Origin of the sequence: Acuticoccus sediminis, assembly GCF_003258595.1 — a bacterium.
GTDB lineage: Bacteria > Pseudomonadota > Alphaproteobacteria > Rhizobiales > Amorphaceae > Acuticoccus > Acuticoccus sediminis.
In genome coordinates this window covers 1,524,554-1,546,835 of record NZ_QHHQ01000001.1, presented here as the reverse complement: position 1 = coordinate 1,546,835, position 22,282 = coordinate 1,524,554, and the positions used below count along the sequence as shown (strand labels likewise).

Here is a 22,282-nt window from a genome sequence, read left to right as displayed (position 1 = left end):
CGGCCCTGCCCGTCCGCCACGGGCGCTTGTGCGGAACCCTTCCCCCCAGGCGACGGTTTTCCGCCAGATGGCAGCTTCGACATTCCAGCACCTCGGTCGCCGCACGCGGCAGGCATTCGGCCTCGCCGGCCTCGCCGCCTCCGTGCTGCGTCGCTCGGCGGTGCGACGCTTTCCCCCGCTCTCGGTCGACCAGCGCCTCGCGATGCTGCCGCCCAGGGCCCCGGTCGCGACGCCGCTGACGATCCGCTGGAACGACAATCACATCCCGTTCGTCGAGGCGGGTTCGGACCGCGACGCCGCGGTCGGCCTCGGGATCGTCCACGGCCACCTGCGCCTCGCGCAGATGGAGCTGATGCGCCGCATCGCGCTCGGCCGCGTCGCCGAGATCGCCGGACAGTCGGCCCTCGAGCTCGACCGCCTGGTGCGACTCATCGACTTTCCGCGCGCGACCGAGTCCTCTCTCGCCCTGATGCCGGAGGACACGCGCGCCTGGATCGACGGGTTCGCCGACGGCATCAACGCCGCCGCCGACGCCAGCCTCCCGCCCGAATTCGACACGCTCGGCGTCCCGTACGAGCCGTGGACTGCCGAACACCTCTTCGCCGTCTCGCGCCTGTGCTCCGCCGACTACGCATGGCGGGTGTGGCGCACGCTGAGCCCGCTGCGCGAGGACCCGGAGTGGTCGCGCATGTGGACCGAGCTGATCGGGGTCGCCGCCGTCGCCGACGAGGACATCCTCATAGGCGCCGACAACCTGGAGGACGCGCTCCCCACCGCGTTCGACCGGGCCGGATCCAACGCCTACGCGCTCGCCGGGTCGCGAACCGCCTCGGGCGTGCCGATGCTCGCGTGCGACCCGCATCACATCATCACCTCGCCGAACCTGTGGCTCATCGCCGGGTTCAGGACGCCCGAGATCACCCTCTGGGGCTTCATGATCCCGGCTCTGCCGATCTTCGGCGTCGGGCGCAACCAGCACGGCGCGTGGGGCGGCACGAACCTCCACGCCACGTCGTCCGAGCTGGTGGACGTCGCCGGCGAGCCGCTCCGGACGCGCAGCATCGCCATCAGGGCCGGCAGGAAGGAACACGAGGTGGAGGCGCGCGAGAGTGCCTTCGGGCCGATCGTCAGCGACGCCCACGCCTTCAACATCGCCTCCGGCACGGTCGCGCTGCACTGGATGGGCCATCGTCCGAGCGACGAGTACACCCCGTTCCGCAACCTGATGCGCGCCTCCTCCTGGGAGACGTTCGCCGACGCGATCGACGGCTACGCCCTCCCCGGCCTCAACATGCTGTGGGCCGACCCGTCGGGCAGCGTCGGCAAGATGATCGCCGCGCACATCCCCCAGCGCCCGCTCGCGACGCCCGACGACCTCGTCGTCCCGCCTCAGGAGGCGCACCGGCAGTGGTCCCGGCTCCTCACCGGGCGGGAGCTGCCGATGATCGTCGACCCGGCGGACGGCTACGTCGTCTCCGCCAACGAGGCGCCGGTGGACCCGCCGGTGACGATCAGCCTCTTCTTCGCTGCCGACCACCGCTTCCGCCGCATCGGCGAGGTCCTGGCGGCGCGCGACGACTTCACCGCCGACGACCTCAAGGCCCTGCAGCTCGACGTCATGCACGCCCCGGCGCTCAGGATCGCCGAGATGCTGAAGATCGCGGCGTCCGACGTCGGCCTCGCGGGACCGGTGATCGAGGCGATCGCGGCGTGGGACGGGCGCTACGGCGTCGACTCCTCCGGTGCGCTCGCGTTCGAGCTGGTCGCCGAGCCGCTGGTGAAGGCGCTCGAGGAACGCTCGCCGAAGCGCTTCGTGAGCCCCTACTGGCGGCCGTTCTCCCGTCTCGAACGGCTCGTCGACGCCTCGCCCAAGACCGACCTCGTCGTCGCGCTGCGCGGCGCGCTGGAGTCGGCCGCCGCGCCGTTCGAGGCGCATCGCACCTGGGGGAACCTGCACAAGGTCCGCCTGTCGCACCCGCTCTCGAAGCTCCCCTGGCTCGCCACACGGCTTCCGACCATCGAGTTCCCGTCCGGCGGGTCCAACGACACGGCGATGAAGTCGATGCACCCGTTCACGCAGAAGGTGCACACGTCGAACTTCGGCGCGAACGCCCGCTTCGTCGCCGACCTTTCGGACGAGGACGGCACCTGGGCGGTGCTTCTCGGCGGACAGGACGGCTGGCCGGGCTCGCGCACGATGTTCGACATGCTGGGTGCGTGGCGGCGCGGCGAGCAGATCCGCCTGCCCTTCACGGTCGATCGCCTCGCCGAGGAGTTCCGCCACGTCACCCCCGTGACGCCCGATGCTTGACGCGACGCCCCTCCTGCGCGGCTACGCCCGACTGCGCGACAAGCGCCTCGCGCGGCGCAGCGCCGCGGCCACGCAGGAGACCCAGCTCCTGCGCCTCGTGCGCCGCGCCGCCAGGACCCGCTTCGGCCGCGACCACGACTTCGCCTCGATCCGCTCGGTGGCCGACTTCCAGGCCCGCGTGCCGCTGCGCTCCTTCGAGGACTTCAAGCGCGACTACTTCGACGCGACCTTCCCCGTGCTCGAGGACGTCACCTGGCCGGGGACGGTGCCCTATTTCGCCGTGTCGTCCGGCACCTCCAGCGGGCGAACCAAGCACATCCCGGTGACGCGGGAGATGATCCGCTCCAACGCTCGGGCCGGGACCGACCTCCTCGCCCACCATGTCCGCCGCCATCCGCGGAGCGATGTCCTCGGCGGCAAGTCGTTCATGCTGTCCGGGTCGGTGGCGATGGAGGACCTCGGCGACGGCATCAAGGCAGGCGACCTCTCCGGCATCGCACGGCTGGAGAACCCCCGCTGGTCGAACCCGTTCGTCTTTCCCTCCATCAAGGAGGCGCTGGAGGCGGACTGGGAGACCAAGATCGACCGCCTCGCCCGCCTGTCGCTCGACGAGCCGATCCACTGCATCGCCGGGACGCCGTCGTGGCTCCTGCTCTTCTTCGAGCGGCTCGCGGCCGTCTCCGGCCGGCCGCACGACGTGCGGGCGTTCTATCCCAACCTCAACCTTCTCGTTTACGGCGGCATGAGCTTCGCGCCCTACCGCGAGACGTTCGAGCACTGGTGCCCGAACCCCGATGTCGACTGGCGCGAGGCCTATTCGGCGTCCGAGGGTTTCGTCGCGTCCGCCGACCGCGGCGTCGACGAGGGGCTGCGCCTCAACACCGACATCGGCCTCTTCTTCGAGTTCGTGCCCATCGACGAGTGGGAGAGCGAGAGCCCGACGCGCCTCACCCTCGCCGACGCTCCGGCCGGCGAATACGGCCTCGTCCTCTCCACCTGCGCGGGCCTCTGGGCCTACCGGATCGGCGACGTGGTCGAGCTGATCCCCGGCGACCCGCCGCGCGTGAAGGTGACGGGCCGCACGTCCTACTACCTCTCCGCCTTCGGCGAGCACCTCTCCGGCCGCGAGATCGAGGCGGCCGTCCTCGCTGCGGCGCACGACGCCGGCCGGTCCGTCGCCGAATACACCGTCGCCCCGGTCTATCCGGCGCGGGGGGAGAGCGCGGGCCAGCACGTCTTCGTGGTGGAGCTCGACGGACCGGCGGACGCGGCGCGCTTCGCCGACGTCCTCGACCGCGCGCTCCAGCAGGGCAACGAGGACTACGAGGTGCACAGGCGCGGCGACTACCAGCTCAAGGCCCCCAGGGCGGTGCTGGTCGAGCCCGGCGCGTTTACCGGCTGGATGCGCGCGCGTGGCAAGCTCGGCGGGCAGAACAAGGTCCCGCGCGTCGCCGCGTCCGAGGAGGTGCGGCGCGATGTGATGAAACTTGCCGCGGGCGAGACCGTTTGATGAACGAGCCGCCTCGCGACACAGGAGAGCCCGGAAACATGGACGACGTCAGCGCCGAGCGCGTGACCATCCCCACCACCAGCCCCTTCGTGCTGACGGACTATGGTCGCTCAAAGGCCGGCACGTCGATGGCCGCCGAGCTCTACACCCCGACCGCCTTCCAGCCACCGTTCCCCGCCGTCGTCGTGTCGGAGGGGCTCGGCGGCGTGAAATCCTCGCGCGAGCGGCGCTACGGCCGGTTCCTCGCCCAGCACGGCTTCCTCACGCTGGTGATCGACTCGTTCAAGACGCGCGGGTTCGAGAACGCGGCCCACCCCATCCGGGCCATCAACGTCACCGAGTCGATGATGCTGGCGGACGCGTTCGCGGCCCTCACGTGGCTCGCCGCCCGGCCGGACGTCGACCGCAGGCGCATCTACAACATCGGCTTCTCCTACGGCGGGATGATCTCGATCCTCACCGCCTACGAGCAGATCCGCCGCCTGTTCGCGCCGACGGACGATGCCTTCGCCGCGCACGTCTCCTACTACGGCCCGACGGTCCCCCGCCTCGAGGACTACCGCACGACGGGCGCCCCGCTGGCGATCCTGAACGGCGAGCTCGACCGGAACTTCCATCCGAAGCGGCTCGACCTCATCGCCGGGGACCTGTCGCACGGCGGCTCGGCGGTGGAGAACCACGTCTTCCCGGACACCTACCACCAGTGGGACAGCGACGACCTCGTGCGCCGCTTCGACCGCTTCAACATCCGCGACCTCGGCACCTGGATCGACCCCGGACACGCGATCTTCGACGAGCGGAGCGGCCGCAAGATCACCAACTTCACCACCCGGCTAATGATGATCGCCCGCTCCGTGAGCCTCAAGGGCTTCCACCTGCTGCGCGACGAGGACGTGATGCGCAGGACCGACGAGATCCTGCTGCGCACCCTCACCGCCCGCGCCGGAGCCCCGGAGACCACGGTCGCCGCGCAGTGACGCGACACGCCCGGCCGCCTCGCGGCGCACACGGCTGGTGAAACTCGCCGAACGGTTGTCCCGGCGTCATGATTTTCGGTTATGATTGAGGGGCATGCTGGAAGGACCTTCGATGCGACCACCGCCCTCCCGCCTGTCGGACTACCCGCTGAGCGAGACGTTCACCACGCGGTGGGCCGACAACGACATCTACGGCCACATCAACAACGCGGCGTACTACGGCTTCATCGACACCGCGGTGAACCGGTTCATGATCGCCCGGGCGGGGATCGACATCCACTCCGGCCCGGTGATCGCGCTGGTGGTGGAGACGGGGTGCCGGTACCACGCGCCGCTCTCCTTCCCGCAGGACGTCGTCGTGGCGCTGAAGGTGGCGCGGATCGGCAATTCCAGCGTCACCTGGCACGCCGGCCTCTTCGAGGCGCCGACCGAGGAGGGCGCCACCGCGGCCGCCGAGGCGCACTTCACCCACGTTCTCGTCGACCGCGACACGCGCCGCCCGGCCGCCTGGCCGGACCGCATGCGCGACGCCCTCGCCAGCGCGATGGCCTGACGCCGCGCCGCGGCATCAGCGCAGGCCCAGCCCCCGGGCGATGATGCCGCGCAGGATCTCCCGCGTGCCGCCGCGCAGGGAGAACGACGGGGCGTGGAGGATGGCGTAGTCGAGCACCGCCTCGTAGTCGCTCTGTCCCGCGCGCCCGACCGGCCGGGGGACGAGGAGCCGGGCAATCTCCGGCAGGTCCTGCTCGAACACGGCGCCGAGATCCTTGACGATGGTCGCCTGCAGCGACGGGTTCTCCCCCGCCTGCAGGAGCCCCGCCACCGAGCGCGACATGCGCCGCATCGTGACGAGGTGCGCCGTCAGCCGGCCGACCGCGATCTTCGCCTCGCGCGTCGGTTCGGCGGAGGCGTGGCGGATGAGCTCGACCAGCACCGCGAAGGTCGACAGGAAGCGCTCCGGACCGCTGCGCTCGAAGGCGAGTTCGCCCATCACCTGGGCCCAGCCCCCGCCGCGGGTACCGATCAGCGCGGTCTCCGGCACGAAGACGTCCCGAAAGCTGACCTCGTTGAACTCGTGCTTGCCGGCCATGTTGAGGATCGGGCTGATGGTGATGCCGGGGGTCGACAGGTCGATGAGAAGCTGGCTCGCGCCGCCGTGCCGGTCCTCCGCCGCCTCCGTCTTGCAGAAGAGGATCATGTAGTGGGCGAGGTGGGCGTTCGTCGTCCAGACCTTGGTGCCGTTGATGACGAAGCCGCCGTCGACCGGCTCGGCCCGGGTGCGCGCGGCGGCGAGGTCCGACCCCGAGTCCGGCTCCGACATACCGATGCAGAAGTAGCACTCCCCGGCGGCGACCCGGGGCAGGATCTCCCGGCGCTGCTCCTCGGTGCCGTACTGGAGCAGAAGCGGGCCGGACTGGCGGTCGGCGATCCAGTGCAGGCCGACCGGCGCGCCGGCGGCGAGCATCTCCTCGGTCACGACGTAGCGCTCCATCGAGGTGCGCCCCTGCCCGCCGTAGCGGGTCGGGAAGGTCATGCCGAGGTAGCCCGCCTCGCCGCAGGCGCGGGAGAAGGCGGCGTCGTTGCCCATCCAGGAGCGGATGCGCTGGCCCGGCGCGTGGTCGCCGATGGTTTCGGCGAGGAAGGCGCGGACCTCCCGGCGCAGTTCGTGCAGGGCGGCGTCGTCGACGGGCGGGGCGAAGGCGATCTGGTCCATGGCGTTACAGTCCCACCCGGTGGTCGAGGTCGGTGATCATCGGCCAGTAGCCGGCAGGCCCCGCCTCAAGCGCCGCCTCGCCGAGGACGAGAGACCAGTCCGCCTCGGTGCCGAACTCGTCGCGCCAGGCCCAGAGGCGCTGGGTATAGAGATGGAGCGAGTGCTCCAGCGTAAAGCCGATGGCCCCGTGCACCTGGTGGGCGAGGCCGGCCGACTTCGTGGCCGCCTCGCCGGTGCGCGCCTTCGCGACGGCGGCGAGTGTGCGCGCCTCGGGCCCGGTCAGCACCTCGCTCGCCATGTCGGCGGCGGCGCGGGCGGCGGCCGCCTCGCTGGCGATCTCGGCGAGGCTGTGCTGGATGGCCTGGAACTTGGCGATGGGCCGGCCGAACTGCACCCGTTCGCCGGCGTAGGCGACGGTGCGCGACAGCACCGTCTCCAGCGCGCCCGCCAGCGCGACGCTGCGCAACGTCGCCCCGATCGCGAAGAGCCCCGCCGCGTCGGTCGGCGACGGGCCGAACCGGTCCGGCGGCACGGCGGTCTTCACGACGACGTCGTCGCGCGCCTCGCATGCCAGGTTGAGGCCCGGCTCGGTGCCGATGTCCTCGGCGCGCAGGCAGACCGCGAGCGTCCGCCCCTCGACCTCCACCAGCACCACGACGCCGGCGGCAAACCGGGCATAGGGAACGCCGGAGAGGCGGCCCTCGACGTAGAGCGCGCCGTCGCCCTCACGGGCGGTCAGCGCCTCGCCGGCGACGACGGGGCCGACCGTCAACGGGCCAGACGGCGCCGCGACACCGGCACGGGCGAGGAGCCAGTGCGCCACCATCGTCTCGCCGATCGGCACCGGCGCGGCGTGGGCGGCGGCGACACGCACGATCCCGAGCGCGTCGGCGGTGGTGATGCCGTCCGACTCGTCGTAGGTCAGCGCTTCGGGGAAGCCGGCCTCCTCGACGCGCGCCCAGAGGGCGGCGGACCAGGCGGCTTCGTCACGGGGGCAGCGCGCCGCCTCCTCGGCATCCGCGAACACCTGGGTCGCGGAATCGGTCAACAGACTGTCGGACATATCCTCACCTCGGGCGCCGGTTCGTCCGGCGACATATTGCGTTGCAGAATTCCACACGGCGTCCGGAAGGGGAAGGCCGCGAAGCCTCCGGTTTGCCGAACGATACGGCAGCGTATTATTGTCGCATCTCAACAGGTTCCGTGCGGCCCGGCCGCCCGACCGGGAGATGCGAGTGCCTCCGCCGCGTGGCGTGCCCACCAACCGCCTCCTGTTCCGCGAGATCGCGCGGCTCAGGGCCAAACTGTTCGACCGGATGCTGGAGCCCTACGGCCTCACGTCGAGCCAGTCGTCGGTGATCGCGCACCTCTACCGCGAGGATGGCCTCACCCAGTCGGAGATTGCCGCGAGACTGGAGATCGGCGCGGCGGCGGCCGGCGGGCTCATCGAGCGGCTGGAGGCGCGCGGCCTCATCACCCGGCAGACCGATCCCAACGACCGGCGCGCCAACCGCGTCCACCTCACCGAGCGCGCCCACCCGATGCTCGACGCGATGGCCGAGGCGATCGCCGCGATCGACGATACCGCCTATGCGGGCATGACGGTGGACGAGATCGAAGCCATCGAGGAGAAACTGCGGGCGATCCGCCTCAATCTCCAGAATGCCCTGCGCAGCGAAGCTTGCCGCGATCCCAAGGGTGGTGCCGAGGATCCCGGCGCCGCCGACTAGCCTGACCCCGGAGTCTATGGACAACGACGCGCCGCTCGGCCCCTTCAAACGCCTGACCGCCATCACTCTCTTCCTCACGGCGGTTTTCGGACTGGCGGCACGCATCACCGGCCATTTCGAGACGTCCGCGATAGCGGCGGTCCTGCTCGTCACGTTCCTCCTCGTCGGCCAGGCGCTGATCACCACGCGTGAACGGGTGCTCGCCACCGCCGCCGTCATCCTCGCGATCATCGGCATCTTCGTGCTGCCCGACCCGGGGGCGGTGATGTGGAAGGGGATCCAGCAGTCGTGCTTCCTCGCCGCGTTCATGGTGCTGATCGGGATCATGCGCGAGCCGGCGTCGACCTCCCTCGCCATCGACCACCTCGGCCAGTACCTGACGCGCCAGCCGCCGAGTCGCCGCTACGGGGCCATCGCCATCGGCTCGGCGGTCCTCGCGGCCCTCGCCAACGTCGGCGCCCTTTCGCTCCTGGCGCCGCTGATCCAGGCCGGCGTCAACGCCGCGAAGGCCGCGGGCGACACGCCGGACGTCACCGCCATCAAGGAGCGCCGCCAGTACGCCGCGACCCTGCGGGGCTTCGCCATCGTCGTGATGTTCTCGCCGACGACGGTGACGCAGGCGCTCCTCGGCAACCTCTTCCCCGGCGCCTCCCACTCGGCGATCCTCGTCTTCGGCTTCACGCTGGCGATGATCTGGCTCGCGATCGGCTGGGCGCAGGACCAGATCGAGGGGCGCGCGATCAGCCGCGGCCTCTCGATGGCCGGCGCCCTCCCCCAGCGCCGCCCGCCGCTGCCCCTGCCGAAGCGCGCCGTCCGCGACCTCGCGATCGTCGTCGCCGTGCTGATCGCGGCCGCCGGCATCCTGGCCCCGGCGATGCACATCGAGGTCGTGCCGGCGCTGATGCTGACCGCGCCCTTCCTCACCGTCGCCTGGATCGCGACTCAGAACGCGAGGCTCCCCGCGCGGGAACGGGCGGCGATGGTGGCCCACCGCATGGGCCGCATCGTGATGCGGTCGCTGCCGCGCTCGGCGCCGGAAGCGATGACGCTCGCCTCGGCGGGCTTCATCGGCACCATGCTGGGCGCGCTGCTGCCGACCGACGCGCTCGCATGGACGCTCGGCCTCGGACCGGCCGGCAAGGTGCTGATCATCGCCGCGGTGCCCGCGCTGATCATCCTCGCGGCGCAGATCGCGCTGACGCCCATCGTCGTGGGTGTCTGCCTCGCCGCGTCCTACCAGGCGCTCGGCGCGTTGCCGATCTCGCCGCTCGCGATGGTCATGTCGCTCAGCGTCGGCTGGGCGCTGTCGCTCACCGCCTCCCAGTTCACCGCAGCGCCGCTGATTCTCTCCCGTCTCACGGGAATCCCGACGCTGCGTCTCTCGTGGGGGTGGAACTGGGTCTACAATCTCTCGGTCTACGCCGCCTCGGTGATCTTCATCGGCACCATCGAGACGGTCTTCGTGCCGCTCACACTCGGGTAAAGTCGGCGGGGCGCTTCTCCAGGAAGGCGTTGAGGCCTTCCTGCGCCTCGTCGCCGCCGAGGGCATCGGCGATGCCGGATGCCTCGAGGTCGAGCTGCTCGTCCATCGAGGCGGTCGCCGCGTTGTTCACGAGCGCCTTGCCCCGCGCGATCGCCTGCGCCGGACCCCTGGCGAGTTCGGCCGCCCAGGCCTGCGCGTCGGCGAGCGCGGACCCCGGCTCGGCGAGGCGGTTGACGAACCCCAGCGCGTGAAGCCGCTCGGCCGGCACCCGGTCGCCGGTCCATACCATCTCCTGCACCAGCTGGCGCGGCAGCGCCCTGCCGAAGAAGACGGTCGCCCCGCCGTCCGGCGTCAGCCCGATCTTCACGTAGGCGATCGACATGTAGGACGAGCTCGACGCGACGATGAGGTCCGACGCCGCCGCCAGCGACGCCCCGGCCCCGGCCGCGCCCCCTTCGACCGCCGCGATGATCGGCAGGCGAAGATTGCGCATCGTGCGGATGAGGCCGTGCAGCCTCTCCACGTTGCGCCGGCGGGTGGCGTAGTCGCTGCCGACGCGCTCCTTCAGGCTCTGGATGTTGCCGCCGGAGCAGAAGAACCCGCCGGCCCCCGTCAGCACCACGGCGCGCACCGCCGGGTCCGCCTCCGCCGCCTTCAGCGCATCGGTGAGGCCGACGTAGACCTCCTCCACGAGGGAGTTGCGGCTCGCCGGGTCGTTGTTGACGAGCGTCAGGACGGCGCCGTCCTGGTGGGTTTCGACACGTGCCATCGGGGTCTTCCCGTCGTTGTTGGGGGCATGGGGCCCCGGTTAGAACTGCGCCTCGTTGGTCAGGACCACGGTGCCCGCCGCATGGAACATGCCGCCGACACCGTGCGCGACGGAGATCTTCGCGCCCGGCACCTGCGCCGGCGAGATGCCGCGCATCTGCCTGACGCTCTCCTGCAGCGCGAACATGCCGTACATGCCCGAGTGCTGGTAGGAGAGCCCGCCGCCGTTGGTGTTGAGCGGCAGCTTGCCGCCCGGCCGCGTGTTCCCCTCGGCGATGAAGGGCCCGCCCTCGCCGCGCCCGACGAAGCCGAGGTCCTCGAGCCCGTAGACCGGCAGGTGGGCGAACGCGTCGTAGATCATCAGGTGGTCGACGTCGGCATGGGTGATCCCGGCCGACTCGAACGCCGCCTTCCCGGAGACGCGGAAGGCTCGGGAGGAGGTGAAGTCCTCCATCTGCGAGATCATCGCGGTCTCCGCGCTCTCTCCCGCGCCGCGCACGTAGACGGGCTTCGTGGGGAAGTCCCTGGCGCGGTCGGACTTCGTGAGGATCAGCGCCCCGCCCGCGTCCGTCACAAGGCAGCACATGAGGATGCGGAAGGGGTCGGCGATCATCTTGGAGTTCAGGACGTCGTCGACGGTGATCGGATCGCGGTACATCGCGCGCGGGTGGAAGGCGGCCCACTCGCGCTGCACCACGGCAACCGTCGCGAGCTGCTCCAATGTCAGCCCGGTCTCCTTCATCATCCGCATGACCGGGATTGTGAAGCGCGTCGGCGGGAGGGTGACGCCGTAGGGTGCCTCGAAGTTGAGCTGGTTCGCGGACGGGAAGATCGCCCGCATCAGCCGCCCGACCTGGCTGCGCCCGCTCTCGCCATGGGTGATGAGCGCGGTGGTGCAGAGCCCCGACTCCAGCGCCGCCACGGCGTGGCGCACATGGACCATGAAGGAGCAGCCGCCGACGGACGTGCCGTCCACCCAGGTCGGGTTGAGGCCGAGGTGCTGGACCACGTCCGACGGGTCCTGACCGGCGGTTGCGAGGCCGTCGATGTCCTGCAGCGTCAGACCGCAGTCGTCGAGCGCGTTGAGGGCGGCGTCGGCGTGCAGGGAGAGCTGGGAGAGCTCGGGCACCTTGCCCATCCTGGTGGACTCGGCGGCCCCGACGATGGCGACGGATCCGGGGGTCATTCGGCCGCCCCCCTCGCCGGACGCCACTGCGGCAGGGCGATCTCGTCGGACAGCTCCTCGAACGTCACCTCGAGCGGCATGTCGAGCGCGACAGCCTCGTGTGTCGGCTCCACTTCGAGGATGTTGCCCATCATCCTGACCCCCTCCTCCAGCTCGACCACGGCGACGATGAAGGGCGGCGTGAAGCCGGGCGCCTTCATGTGGTTGATGACGTAGCTGTGCAGCTTGGCGCGTCCGGACGCCTTCACCACCGCAACGTCGCGCGAGCCGCAGTGCGGGCAGAAGAAGCGCGGCGGGAAGTAGGTGTGGCCGTGCGGCGTGCAACGCTGGAGGCGAAGCTCGCCCGCCTTCGCCCCCTCCCAGAAGTGCGCCGTCTCCGGCGTGATCGTCGGCAGTACCCGGTCGGACATCCTCGGCTCCCTCAGATCGGGTCCCAGCAGAAGACGTCGCCGGACCTCTCGTTTGGCACGAACTGGGGCGCCATCGCCGCGAACGCGGTCGACAGCACCGTCTCGGGCGTCCACCCCTCGGCCGTATGGACCGAGCGGATCGGCCGCGGCTGGCTGAAGAGGTAGATCTCGTTGGCGCGCACGCCGAAGATCTGCGCCGTGATGTCCTTCGCCCGGTCGGAGGCGAGCGCCGTCACGACGGCGGCGATCTTCTCCGGCTTCATCGTCTTGAGCCGCTCGACGCGCTGGGCGTCCTCGTCGCTCTTGACCGGGATGGAGCTCGTCATCCGGCTCCATGCGAAGGGCGCGATGCAGTTGGAGGTGACGCCGAAGCGCTGCATGTCGAGCGCGATGGACTTCGACAGCCCGGCGATGCCGAGCTTGGCGGCCGAGTAGTTCGCCTGCCCGAAGTTCCCGATCAGCCCCGAGGTCGAGGTGAAGTGGATGTACCGCCCCGACTGCTGCTGCCGGAAGAACGGCGCCGCCGCGCGGGAGGTGTTGAAGGAACCTTTCAGGTGGACGTCGACGACCGCGTAGAAGTCCTCCGGCGTCATCTTGTGGAAGATCACGTCGCGCAGGATCCCGGCGTTGTTCACCACCGCGTCGATGCGCCCGAAGGTGTCGACGGCCTGCTGCACCATCGCCTCGGCGCTGGCGTAGTCGGCGACCGAACCGGTGTTGACGGCGGCCTCGCCTCCGGCCTCGCGGATGAGGTTCGCGACCTCCTCCGCGGGGGTCTCGCCGGTGACGTCGCCTTCCATCGAAGCGCCGAGGTCGTTGACGATCACGGCCGCGCCGTGGGCGGCCATCATGATCGCGATTTCACGGCCGATGCCGCGGCCCGCGCCCGTCACGAGCGCGACCTTGCCGGCCAGGAGCTGGCTGGCGCCCATCCTCGTCCTCCCCGTCCCAGGCGCTACCGCGCCGTCGCTCGCGGCGGTCCTATGCCGCCAGCTTGTTTAATAGCATGCATGCGTAATATTCTGCGGCGGCCCGCGCAAGTCGGGCCGTTGAAAGGATGTTTGGGGATGGCCGCACCGACGCTCCACCGTCGCAGAGCGCGACTTCGCCTGCCGAGCGGCGCCGCCTTCCGGGGGCTCTAGGGATGGACGTCAGCGAGGCGGTGGCGCGCCGCATCTCCGTGCGCGCCTTCCTGGAGCGCCCGGTTCCGGGCGAGATCATCCACCGCGTCATCGCCGAGGCGGCGCGAGCGCCTTCGGGCGGGAACCTCCAGCCCTGGCACATCGACATCGTGGCGGGCGAGGCGATGGCCCGCTTCCGGGCGATGATGAAGGACGTCCTCGCCGAGCACCCCCGCGGCGAGCCGGAGCGGGAGTACAGCGTCTACCCGCCGGACCTCACGCCGCCTTATTCGGACCGGCGATTCGACGTCGGCGAGACGATGTACGCCACGATGGGCATCGTGCGGGAGGACAAGAAGGCGCGTGGCGCCTGGTTCCGGCGCAACGCGGACTTCTTCGGCGCGCCGATGGCCCTCTTCTGCACGGTCGACCGGCAGATGGGCCCGCCGCAGTGGTCCGATCTCGGCATGTACCTGCAGACGGTGATGCTGCTGCTTCAGGCCGAGGGCGTCTCCACCTGCGCGCAGGAATACTGGTCGGCCTATCCGAGGGCGGTCGGCAAGTTCCTCGGGACGCCGCCGGAGCGGATGCTCTTCACCGGCATCGCGATCGGCTACGCCGACCCCGACCACCCGGCCAACACCCACCGCGCCCACCGCGCCGCGCTCGCCGACTTCGCCACCTTCCACGGCGTGTAGGCCGCCGGCGGCACGGCACCCCGAGATGTCTGCCGTAGCGTTGGTGTTCGCCGGTGCACCCCGCAGCGGTCGTGCCGCCGTCAGCGCCTCGCGAGGCCGTAGAGCGCGCGGCGGTCCCGGACGCCTTCCAGGTTGAAGGCGCCGCGCAGGACGAAACGGTCCGGCGCGAGGTCGGCGACCGGCGCGGAGACCAGAACGGGCTCCCGCAGCATCTTGGTGAGCGCCTCGATCCGGGCGACCATGTTGACCGTCGGGCCGATCACCGAGAACGACAGGCGGCGGGGCGTCCCGATGTTGCCGAAGCGCACGTCGCCGACGGCGAGGGCGATCCCGACCAGCCCCTCCCGCGCCGACGCCACCATGACGGGCGGCGAGTCGCTGGTGAGGATGCGCCGGCGGATCTTGGCGAGACGCTCCAGGCTCTCGTCGAGCGCCCGCAGCGCGCGGCGGATGCCGTCGTCCTCGATCGGGAAGATCGCCAGCACCGCGTCGCCGATGAAGTCCAGCACCTGGCCGCCCGCGTCGCCGACGGCGCCCGCCGTCGCCTCGAACACCTCGTTGAGGAAGGCGATCGTCTCGTCGAGGGTCAGCTCCTCGGCCAGCGGGGTGAAGGCGCGCATGTCGCTGTACCAGATCGCCGCCGGGATGACCTCCGCGTCGCCGCGGCGGATCGCGCCGTCGAGCACCCGCCCGGCCGCGAGCGGGCCGAGGTAGGTCCGCGCCAGCGCCTCCGCCGACGACGTCTCGTTGAGGGCGCGGAAGGCGAGCGCGAGGGTCGGGCGAAGGTCCATCACCGCGTCGAGCGTCGCCTTGTCGAACCCGCCGGGCGCGCGGGTGCAGAAGCTGAAGAAGACGCCCCGCATCACGCCGTGGTCGATGTGGCCGCGGCCGAACTTCGTGATCGTGCCGACATAGTCGGTGAAGCCCTCGTCGCGCAGGCTGGCGAGGTGGGCGTAGGGCTGCTCCGGCTGCGTCAGGTCCGCGCGGTAGAACTCGATCTCGTTCTCGACGATGTAGCGCAGGACGCTGTTGGTGCCGTCGCGCCGCTCGTTGTCGGCATGGGACATGGCGCCGCTGTCGAGCGGCTCCCCCTTCGTCCAGGTGATGTACTGCGCGTAGGTGAGAGGATCGAGCGCGCGCCAGGCGACGGACAGGCGCGAGACGTCGAGGCCCGCCTCGCCCAGCTTGTCGCCGAGCGCGGTGAGGAGTTCCCCGCCGTCGCGAGCCTCCAGCGCCTTGTCGGTCAACCAGTGCTGCAGGTCGCGGACCTCCAGCTCGCAGTCGACTAGAGACACGAGAAGAGCTCCGGCGGGTCGGAAATGCCGTCGATCTCAGGCCGTCCCACGCTCATCCACCCCTTGCCAGCCAGACGCGCCACCGCGTCGGTCACCAGAATCGGCACGCCGAACGTCTTCGTCAGCCGCTCGATCCGGGACACGCGGTTCACCGTCGTGCCGATCGCGGAGAATGCCATGCGTTCGGTAATTCCGATATTGCCATAGACGACACTGCCGATGTCCATGGCAACGCCGATCAATTCGGCAAGGTCTTTCCGGTCGCCGATGACGTCGGCGTGGCGCATGCGGAAATCGTCGAGGCGGGTGCGGATCTCGGACGTCGCGGCGAGGGCGCGGGTGACGCCATCGCCCTGTGGAAAGATCGCCAGCACCGCGTCGCCGATATAGTCGAGCACGTCGCCGCCATTTTCGACGACGGGCCGCGCGGTGACGGCGAAGAAGTCGTTGAGGAACGGCAGGTAGCGGTCGGTGCCGAGGCGCTCGCAGAGCGCCGTCGAGCCGCGCAGGTCGCAGTACCACACCACCGCGTCGATCGTGTCGCCATGGCCGAGCAGGATCTCGCCGTCGAGGACGCGGTCGCCGGCGGTGCGCGGGAGGTAGGTCCGCGCCAGGCTGCTGCCGATCTCCTTCTGCATGGTGGAGCGGACGGAAAGGGCGAGCATGTACCGGATCCGCCCGAGCGCCGCCATTTCGGCATCGCTGAAGCCGTCCGGAGCGTCGGACGCGAAGGAGATCATCACCCCGCCGCCCGGCCGCATGACATGGACCTGCGGGCCGAAGCCGATCCGGGCGAGGAAATAGTCCGTCAGCCCCTCCGCCGCGAGGCGGTCCAGGATGGGGAAGCGGAACGGCGCGTTGGCGCCGACGAGGCGGCACCGGTAGGTGTCGTCCGGCACGCCGAGGAGGTAGGCGATCGGCGAGGTGCGGAACTCCTCGGAGTTCGGCCCGTCGGCATGGGTCCGGTTCTCCTCCGTGACGCCGGAACTCAGCGTCCACAGGAGCGTGCGGCTGTTGAAGACCGGATCGAGCCGGCGCCACGCGATCTGGACCCGTGCGACCGAAAGGCCGGCGGCGCGGGCCCGAACGGCAAACCCGGCCAGGAGGTCCCTGGCGGGGATGTCCTCGATCGCGGCGAAGGCGAGGAACTTCTCCAGTTCCTCGATCGCCGCGGCGTAGGTGTAGGCCGCCGCGTCGCGGCCCCGCTCAGGCGCGTTCATCGCCGGAGCGGACCGGAAGCGCGGGGCGGCAGACGCCCGCGGCTGTCAGGCCACGCGGCCGTGGCAATGCTTGTACTTCTTGCCCGAACCGCAGGGGCACGGCTCGTTGCGGCTGACCTTGCCCCACGTGGCGGGGTCGGTCGCCGACCGCTCGGCACCGGCGCGCTTGGCCGCACGCGCCTCGCGGGCCTCCGCGGCGTCGCCGGTGTCCGGGGCGCCGGCCAATTCGAGCTCCCCTTCCCCGTCGTCGTCGCCCGTGAGTGGGTCGATGTGGTGCGTCTCGAGCCTGTCGATCTCCTCCTCGGAGGGCATCGGCGGCGGGCCCTCGCGCATCTGGATCTCGATGTGCATGAGCTGGCCGGTGACGGCGGTGCGCAGTTCGACGAGCATCGCCTCGAAGAGGGCGAAGGCCTCGGTCTTGTACTCGTTCAGCGGGTCGCGCTGGGCGTAGCCGCGGAAGCCGATCACCGAGCGCAGGTGGTCGAGCTGGGCGATGTGCTCGCGCCAGAGGTGGTCCAGCGTCTGCAGCAGCACGGACTTCTCGACCTGGCGCCACATGTCGGTGCCGTACTTGGCGACCTTCTTGGCGGCGCCTTCGTCCGCGGCGTTCTTCAGGCGCTCGCGGATCTCCTCGTCGGCGATGCCTTCCTCGTTCGCCCAGTCGATGACCGGGGCGTCGATCCCGAAGACACCCTGCACCTCGTCGTGGAGGCCCTTGGTGTCCCACTGCTCGGGATAGGCCTTCTCGGGGATGTGCTTGGCGACGATGGCGTCCACCACCTCGTGGCGCATCCCGTTGATGGTTTCGCGGACTTCCTCGTCCTGCATCAGCTCGCGGCGCTGCTCGAAGATGACCTTGCGCTGGTCATTCATCACGTCGTCGTACTTGAGGACGTTCTTGCGCGCGTCGAAGTTTCGCGCCTCGACCTTCTGCTGCGCCTTCTCGAGCGCGCGGTTGATCCAGGGGTGAACGATGGCCTCACCCTCTTCCAGCCCGAGGCGCTTCAGCATGCCGTCCATGCGCTCGGAGCCGAAGATGCGCATCAGGTCGTCCTGCAGGGACAGGTAGAAGCGCGAGCGGCCGGGGTCGCCCTGACGGCCGGAACGGCCGCGGAGCTGGTTGTCGATGCGCCGCGACTCGTGCCGCTCGGTGGCGAGCACGAAGAGGCCGCCAGCGTCGAGCGCCTTCTTCTTGGCCTCGGCGACGCGTTCGCGGATGGCGGCTTCCTTCGCCTTGCGCTCCGCGTCCATCTCCTCGCCTTCGGCCAGCACGCCGAGTTCCTCAGTGATCAGCATGTCGGCGTTGCCGCCGAGCTGAATGTCGGTACCGCGGCCGGCCATGTTGGTGGCGATGGTGATCGCGCCCGGCACACCGGCCTGGGAGATGATCTTCGCTTCCTGCTCGTGGAAGCGGGCGTTCAGCACCTGGAAGGCGGGCTTGCCGCCCTTCTCGGTCTCGCCGATCTTGATGGCCGCCTGCGGGTCGCTGAGGTCGCGCTGGCGGAAGCCCTCCTTGCGGAGGCGGTCGGCGAGATATTCGGACTTTTCGATCGACGTCGTGCCGACGAGGATCGGCTGACCCTTGGCGTGCGCGGTGCGGATCTCGTCGACGACGGCCTTATATTTCTCTTCCTGGGTCCGGTAGACCTGATCGTCTTCGTCGACGCGCTGGATCGGCAGGTTGGTCGGGATCGAGACCACGTCCAGCTTGTAGATGTCCATGAACTCTTCCGCCTCGGTGTCGGCGGTGCCCGTCATGCCGGCGAGCTTCTCGTACATGCGGAAATAGTTCTGGAACGTGATCGACGCGACCGTCTGGTTCTCCGGCTGGATCGGCTGCTTTTCCTTCGCCTCCAGCGCCTGGTGCAGGCCCTCGCCGTAGCGGCGGCCCGGCATCATGCGGCCAGTGAACTCGTCGATGATGATCACTTCGCCGTTCTTCACGATGTAGTCGCGGTCGCGCTGGAAGAGGCGGTGGGCGCGCAGGGCCTGCTGGAGGTGGTGCACCACCGAGACGTTCAGCGCGTCGTAGAGCGAGTCGCCCTTGAGGAGGCCTGCCTCGCCGAGGATGCTCTCGAGCTTCTCGTTGCCGGCTTCGGTGAAGTGCGCGGTGCGCTGCTTCTCGTCGACCTCGTAGTCCTCCGGCGTGAGGCGGGGGATGAAGGTGTCGATAGTGTTGTAGAACTCGGACCGGTCCTCGAGCGGGCCGGAGATGATGAGCGGCGTGCGGGCCTCGTCGATCAGGATCGAGTCCACCTCGTCGACGATGGCGTAGAAGTGCGGACGCTGCACCATCTGGCGGATATCGTATTTCAGATTGTCGCGCAGATAGTCGAAGCCGAACTCGTTGTTCGTGCCGTAGGTGATGTCGGCGTCGTAGGCGGCCTTGCGCTCACGGTCCGACTTTCCGTGCACGATGATGCCGGTGCTCATGCCCAGGAAGCGGTAGACCCGGCCCATCCACTCGGCGTCGCGTTCGGCGAGGTAGTCGTTGACGGTGACGACGTGGACGCCCTTGCCGGCGAGCGCGTTGAGGTAGACGGCGAGTGTGGCGACCAGGGTCTTGCCTTCACCGGTCTTCATTTCGGCGATCGAGCGTTCGTGGAGGACCATGCCGCCGATAAGCTGTACGTCATAGTGACGCTGCCCGAGGACGCGTTTGGCGGCCTCGCGGACCGTAGCAAAGGCCGGGACGAGAATGTCGTCCAGGGATTTGCCGCCGGCGAGAGCGGCCTTCAGCTCATCCGTCTTCGCTTTGAGTTCTGCGTCGGAGAGCCGCTCGAACTCGGGCTCAGCAGCATTGATCGCATCCACCCGGCTGCGGTAGCCCTTGACGCGGCGGTCGTTCGCCGAGCCGAAGATGCGTTTGGTCAGGGTGCCGAGCATCCGTGTTGTCCTTACCTTATGCGGAGCGGCGCACGGCCATGATACGAACCGGCGCTGTGGGCGGCAATTGAACGTCTGCCACGCGCGATCGACATATGTTTGGGGCCGAGCCATGTCAAACAAGGCCCCGCCCCGCACCCGAAGGACACCCATAATGATCAAGCGCACGCTGAGTGCGATGGCCGTGTCGGCCCTCATCGCTTCATCCGCCTTTGCGCAGGACACCACGAGCGACACTCCGGCCCCGTCGCCGGACCAGGTGCTCGCCACCGTGAACGGCGACGACATCACCGTCGGTGACGTCGCCTATGCCCGCGAGGCGCTGGGCGATGCCGTCCAGCAGGTGCCTGAGGCGCAGCGCGACGAGATGGTCCTCTCGCTCCTGGTGGACATGGCCCTGATGTCCGACGCCGCGAAGGCCGAGGGCATGGACCAGACCGACGACTTCCAGCGTCGCCTCGAGTTCCAGCGCATGCAGGCCCTCCAGGAGGCCTACATGACGAAGATGGTCCAGGGTGTCGTCACCCAGGACGCCCTCCAGCAGCGCTACGACGAAGAGGTCGCCAAGCTGCCGAAGGAGCAGGTGACGGCGAGCCACATCCTCGTCGAGACCGAGGACGAGGCGAAGGACATCATCAAGCAGCTCGACGACGGCGCCGACTTCGCCGAACTGGCCGAGGAGAACTCCAAGGACCCCGGCTCGGCCCAGAAGGGCGGCTCGCTCGGCAAATTCACCCGCGGGCAGATGGTGAAGCCGTTCGAGGACGCGGCCTTCGCGCTCGAGCCCGGCCAGATCACCGAGGAGCCGGTGCAGTCGCAATTCGGCTGGCACATCATCAAGCTGGAGGACCGCAGCGAGGTCACTCCCCCGCCGCTGACCCAGGTCGCCGGCCAGATCCAGCAGCTTCTGGTGCGTGATGCCTACATCGACGCCGTCGCCAAGCTGAAGGAGAACGCGACCATCGAGACGCCGGACGGCAAGCCCCTGCCGGGCGACGAAAGCGCCGTGCCGGTCCCGGGTTCGACGCAGTAAGGCCCCCCTCCAAGCCGGCGGGCGGCGGGGCGCGACACGCCTCCGCCGCTCGCACGCGGGCGCGCGCCGCGGCGGGCCCGCACATGGCCGCCCGAGCGCCGCAGACCGGTACGAGAGTACCGACGGCATTGCGAAATCGTATACCTTTCTCGCTTTTCGCCGGGGCGTGAATGGCGTATTCGCGACACCGTTGCTGCCCGAGACGAGAGCCATGACCCCATCGCCTTTCGCGCCTGCCGAACTGCCCGAGCCGCCCATGGTGGCGGGCGTCCGCCTCGCTACGGCCGAGGCGGGGATCAAGTACCGCGGACGCACCGACGTCCTCCTGATGGCCTTCGACGAAGGCACCACCGTCGCCGGGACGTTCACCACGTCGCGCTGCCCGTCGGCGCCGGTCGAGTGGTGCCGCATGCAGCTTCCGCGCGGTACGGCGCGCGCCCTCCTCGTCAACTCCGGCAACGCCAACGCCTTCACCGGCAAGAAGGGCCGCGCGGCGACGCAGCTCTCGGCCGAGCTCGCCGCCAAGGCGCTCGGCATCGCCCCGGAGGACGTCTTCCTCGCCTCCACCGGCGTCATCGGCGAGCCGCTGCCGGCAGAGCGCTTCGGCACCGTGATGGACGCCGCCGCCGCCAGGCTCGCCCCGTCCGGCTGGGCCGCCGCGGCCCGCGCCATCATGACCACCGACACCTTCCCCAAGGCCGAAAGCCGCACCGTCACGCTGTCCGGCGGGAGCGTGACGATCACCGGCATCGCCAAGGGCGCCGGGATGATCGCGCCGGACATGGCGACCATGCTGTCGTTCATCGCGACGGACGCCGCCGTCGACGCGCCGACGCTTCAGGCGATGCTGTCGGCGGGCGTGTCGAAGAGCTTCAACAAGATCACCATCGACAGCGACACGTCGACCTCCGACACCGTGCTCGCCTTCGCGACCGGGGCCTCGGGCGCCGCCGTCGCGGCCGGCTCGGCCGACGCCGCCCTCTTCGCCGAGGCGCTGGACAGCCTGCTCCTGTCGCTCGCCCACTGGGTGACCAAGGACGGCGAGGGCTGCACAAAGTTCGTCGCGATCACCGTGGAGGGCGCAGAGAGCGACGCCTCGGCGGGCAAGATCGCCAAGTCGATCGCCGACTCGCCGCTGGTCAAGACCGCCATCGCCGGCGAGGACGCCAACTGGGGCCGCATCGTCATGGCTGTCGGCAAGGCCGGCGAGCCGGCCGACCGCGACCGCCTCGCCATCTGGTTCGACCATGTCCGCGTCGCCGTCGAGGGCGAACGCGACCCGGACTATTCCGAGGCCGCCGCCTCCGAGGTGATGAAGAAGCCCGAGATCGCGATCCGGGTCGACCTCGGCCTCGGCTCCGGCCGGGACACGGTCTGGACCTGCGACCTCACCAAGGAATACGTGGCGATCAACGGGGACTACCGGAGCTGATGCGCCTCGTTCTCGTGGTCGCGGCCGCGCTGGTGGACGGGTCCGGCCGCATCCTCGTGACGCAGCGCCCCGAGGGCAAGTCCATGGCGGGCCTCTGGGAGTTCCCCGGCGGCAAGATCGAGGCGGGCGAGACGCCCGAGGCGGCGCTCTGCCGCGAGCTCGCCGAGGAGATCGGCGTCACGGTGGAGCCGTCCGCGCTCGAGCCGCTGACCTTCGCGAGCCACACCTACGCTGATTTTCATCTGATGATGCCGCTCTACGTGGTGCGGCGCTGGGTCGGAACGCCGGCCGCCCTGGAGGTCGCGGATCTTCAGTTCGTCATGCCTGAAAGGCTCGGCGAACTCGCGATGCCGGAGGCCGACGGCCCCCTCGTTTCGGCAGTTCAGAGCATATTCACCGAGATATCCGCTACTTAAGGCGAACGCCTTGTCGCGTTGAAACGTTGCGTGAATAACAATTCAACGCGCCACACTGGCGACGTATTCCCTGTCCACGACGGGCCGGGTAA

19 protein-coding genes are annotated in these 22,282 nt (G+C 69.9%); 10 read left to right on the top strand and 9 right to left on the bottom strand.

Translation table 11 applies throughout. The annotated features are described in order from the left end of the window. Positions 1 to 67: 67 nt before the first annotated feature. The 4 genes from DLJ53_RS06705 to DLJ53_RS06690 all read left to right on the top strand — a co-directional run bounded on the left by DLJ53_RS06705 (position 68) and on the right by DLJ53_RS06690 (position 5,351). Positions 68 to 2,311 (top strand): penicillin acylase family protein, encoded by a 2,244-nt coding sequence (locus DLJ53_RS06705; RefSeq protein ID WP_111343349.1) that lies wholly within the window; start codon positions 68 to 70, stop codon positions 2,309 to 2,311. Beyond that, positions 2,304 to 3,821, top strand: coding sequence for a GH3 family acyl-acid amido synthetase (locus DLJ53_RS06700; protein ID WP_111343347.1), 1,518 nt, complete (start codon positions 2,304 to 2,306; stop codon positions 3,819 to 3,821). Before DLJ53_RS06705 ends, DLJ53_RS06700 begins: the two co-directional genes overlap by 8 nt. A 38-nt stretch (positions 3,822 to 3,859) precedes the next feature. Further along, positions 3,860 to 4,798, top strand: coding sequence for a dienelactone hydrolase family protein (locus tag DLJ53_RS06695; RefSeq protein ID WP_162408964.1), 939 nt, complete (start codon positions 3,860 to 3,862; stop codon positions 4,796 to 4,798). 112 nt (positions 4,799 to 4,910) lie between these two features. Then, entirely contained in the window at positions 4,911 to 5,351 is a 441-nt protein-coding gene (locus tag DLJ53_RS06690) for an acyl-CoA thioesterase (RefSeq protein WP_111343344.1), read from the top strand. A gap of 15 nt (positions 5,352 to 5,366) precedes the next feature. On the opposite strand, the gene DLJ53_RS06685 is transcribed toward DLJ53_RS06690, so the two are convergent. Both DLJ53_RS06685 and DLJ53_RS06680 read right to left on the bottom strand, forming a co-directional pair. Continuing rightward, positions 5,367 to 6,512 (bottom strand): acyl-CoA dehydrogenase family protein, encoded by a 1,146-nt coding sequence (locus DLJ53_RS06685; protein ID WP_111343342.1) that lies wholly within the window; start codon positions 6,510 to 6,512, stop codon positions 5,367 to 5,369. A gap of 4 nt (positions 6,513 to 6,516) precedes the next feature. After that, positions 6,517 to 7,560 (bottom strand): acyl-CoA dehydrogenase family protein, encoded by a 1,044-nt coding sequence (locus DLJ53_RS06680; RefSeq protein WP_162408962.1) that lies wholly within the window; start codon positions 7,558 to 7,560, stop codon positions 6,517 to 6,519. A 187-nt stretch (positions 7,561 to 7,747) separates the two neighbouring features. Here DLJ53_RS06680 and DLJ53_RS06675 point away from each other — a divergent pair, with 187 nt between their 5' ends. Both DLJ53_RS06675 and DLJ53_RS06670 read left to right on the top strand, forming a co-directional pair. After that, complete coding sequence (locus tag DLJ53_RS06675) at positions 7,748 to 8,242, top strand: MarR family winged helix-turn-helix transcriptional regulator (RefSeq protein ID WP_162408960.1); 495 nt, start codon at positions 7,748 to 7,750, stop codon at positions 8,240 to 8,242. Positions 8,243 to 8,258: 16 nt separating this feature from the next. Beyond that, on the top strand, positions 8,259 to 9,725 hold the full coding sequence (locus DLJ53_RS06670; RefSeq protein ID WP_111343337.1) for a hypothetical protein: 1,467 nt from the start codon (positions 8,259 to 8,261) through the stop codon (positions 9,723 to 9,725). On the opposite strand, the gene DLJ53_RS06665 is transcribed toward DLJ53_RS06670, so the two are convergent. Genes DLJ53_RS06665 through DLJ53_RS06650 form a run of 4 tightly spaced genes read right to left on the bottom strand, consistent with a single transcriptional unit; the run spans position 9,712 to position 13,021 of the window. Further along, positions 9,712 to 10,494 carry an oxepin-CoA hydrolase, alternative type gene (locus DLJ53_RS06665; RefSeq protein WP_111343336.1) on the bottom strand — a complete coding sequence of 261 codons (783 nt, stop codon included), beginning with the start codon at positions 10,492 to 10,494 and terminating at the stop codon, positions 9,712 to 9,714. The genes DLJ53_RS06670 and DLJ53_RS06665 overlap by 14 nt on opposite strands. 39 nt (positions 10,495 to 10,533) lie before the next feature. Continuing rightward, complete coding sequence (locus tag DLJ53_RS06660) at positions 10,534 to 11,679, bottom strand: thiolase C-terminal domain-containing protein (protein ID WP_111344169.1); 1,146 nt, start codon at positions 11,677 to 11,679, stop codon at positions 10,534 to 10,536. Beyond that, positions 11,676 to 12,089: a Zn-ribbon domain-containing OB-fold protein gene (locus DLJ53_RS06655; protein WP_111343334.1), complete on the bottom strand. Its 414-nt coding sequence runs from the start codon at positions 12,087 to 12,089 to the stop codon at positions 11,676 to 11,678. The genes DLJ53_RS06660 and DLJ53_RS06655 overlap by 4 nt, the downstream gene beginning before the upstream one ends. Before the next feature lie 11 nt (positions 12,090 to 12,100). Then, positions 12,101 to 13,021, bottom strand: coding sequence for an SDR family NAD(P)-dependent oxidoreductase (locus DLJ53_RS06650; RefSeq protein ID WP_111343333.1), 921 nt, complete (start codon positions 13,019 to 13,021; stop codon positions 12,101 to 12,103). 212 nt (positions 13,022 to 13,233) lie between these two features. Between DLJ53_RS06650 and DLJ53_RS06645 the strand changes: the two genes are divergently transcribed. Further along, the gene (locus DLJ53_RS06645; protein WP_111343331.1) at positions 13,234 to 13,908 is read left to right on the top strand and encodes a nitroreductase; all 675 of its coding nucleotides are present in this window, start codon (positions 13,234 to 13,236) and stop codon (positions 13,906 to 13,908) included. Positions 13,909 to 13,988: 80 nt separating this feature from the next. On the opposite strand, the gene DLJ53_RS06640 is transcribed toward DLJ53_RS06645, so the two are convergent. The 3 genes from DLJ53_RS06640 to secA are packed head-to-tail and all read right to left on the bottom strand — an operon-like array spanning position 13,989 to position 19,309. Next, positions 13,989 to 15,203 carry an adenylate/guanylate cyclase domain-containing protein gene (locus tag DLJ53_RS06640; RefSeq protein ID WP_146619908.1) on the bottom strand — a complete coding sequence of 405 codons (1,215 nt, stop codon included), beginning with the start codon at positions 15,201 to 15,203 and terminating at the stop codon, positions 13,989 to 13,991. After that, on the bottom strand, positions 15,194 to 16,423 hold the full coding sequence (locus DLJ53_RS06635; RefSeq protein ID WP_111343328.1) for an adenylate/guanylate cyclase domain-containing protein: 1,230 nt from the start codon (positions 16,421 to 16,423) through the stop codon (positions 15,194 to 15,196). Before DLJ53_RS06635 ends, DLJ53_RS06640 begins: the two co-directional genes overlap by 10 nt. A gap of 45 nt (positions 16,424 to 16,468) precedes the next feature. Continuing rightward, positions 16,469 to 19,309 carry a preprotein translocase subunit SecA gene (secA, locus tag DLJ53_RS06630; protein WP_111343326.1) on the bottom strand — a complete coding sequence of 947 codons (2,841 nt, stop codon included), beginning with the start codon at positions 19,307 to 19,309 and terminating at the stop codon, positions 16,469 to 16,471. A 154-nt stretch (positions 19,310 to 19,463) separates the two neighbouring features. Between secA and DLJ53_RS06625 the strand changes: the two genes are divergently transcribed. The 3 genes from DLJ53_RS06625 (at position 19,464) to DLJ53_RS06615 (ending at position 22,190) form a co-directional block, all read left to right on the top strand. Continuing rightward, on the top strand, positions 19,464 to 20,342 hold the full coding sequence (locus DLJ53_RS06625) for a peptidylprolyl isomerase (protein ID WP_162408958.1): 879 nt from the start codon (positions 19,464 to 19,466) through the stop codon (positions 20,340 to 20,342). A 211-nt stretch (positions 20,343 to 20,553) separates the two neighbouring features. After that, positions 20,554 to 21,774 carry a bifunctional glutamate N-acetyltransferase/amino-acid acetyltransferase ArgJ gene (argJ, locus tag DLJ53_RS06620; RefSeq protein ID WP_111343323.1) on the top strand — a complete coding sequence of 407 codons (1,221 nt, stop codon included), beginning with the start codon at positions 20,554 to 20,556 and terminating at the stop codon, positions 21,772 to 21,774. Then, on the top strand, positions 21,774 to 22,190 hold the full coding sequence (locus tag DLJ53_RS06615; protein WP_111343321.1) for a (deoxy)nucleoside triphosphate pyrophosphohydrolase: 417 nt from the start codon (positions 21,774 to 21,776) through the stop codon (positions 22,188 to 22,190). Before argJ ends, DLJ53_RS06615 begins: the two co-directional genes overlap by 1 nt. Positions 22,191 to 22,282 lie beyond the last annotated feature (92 nt).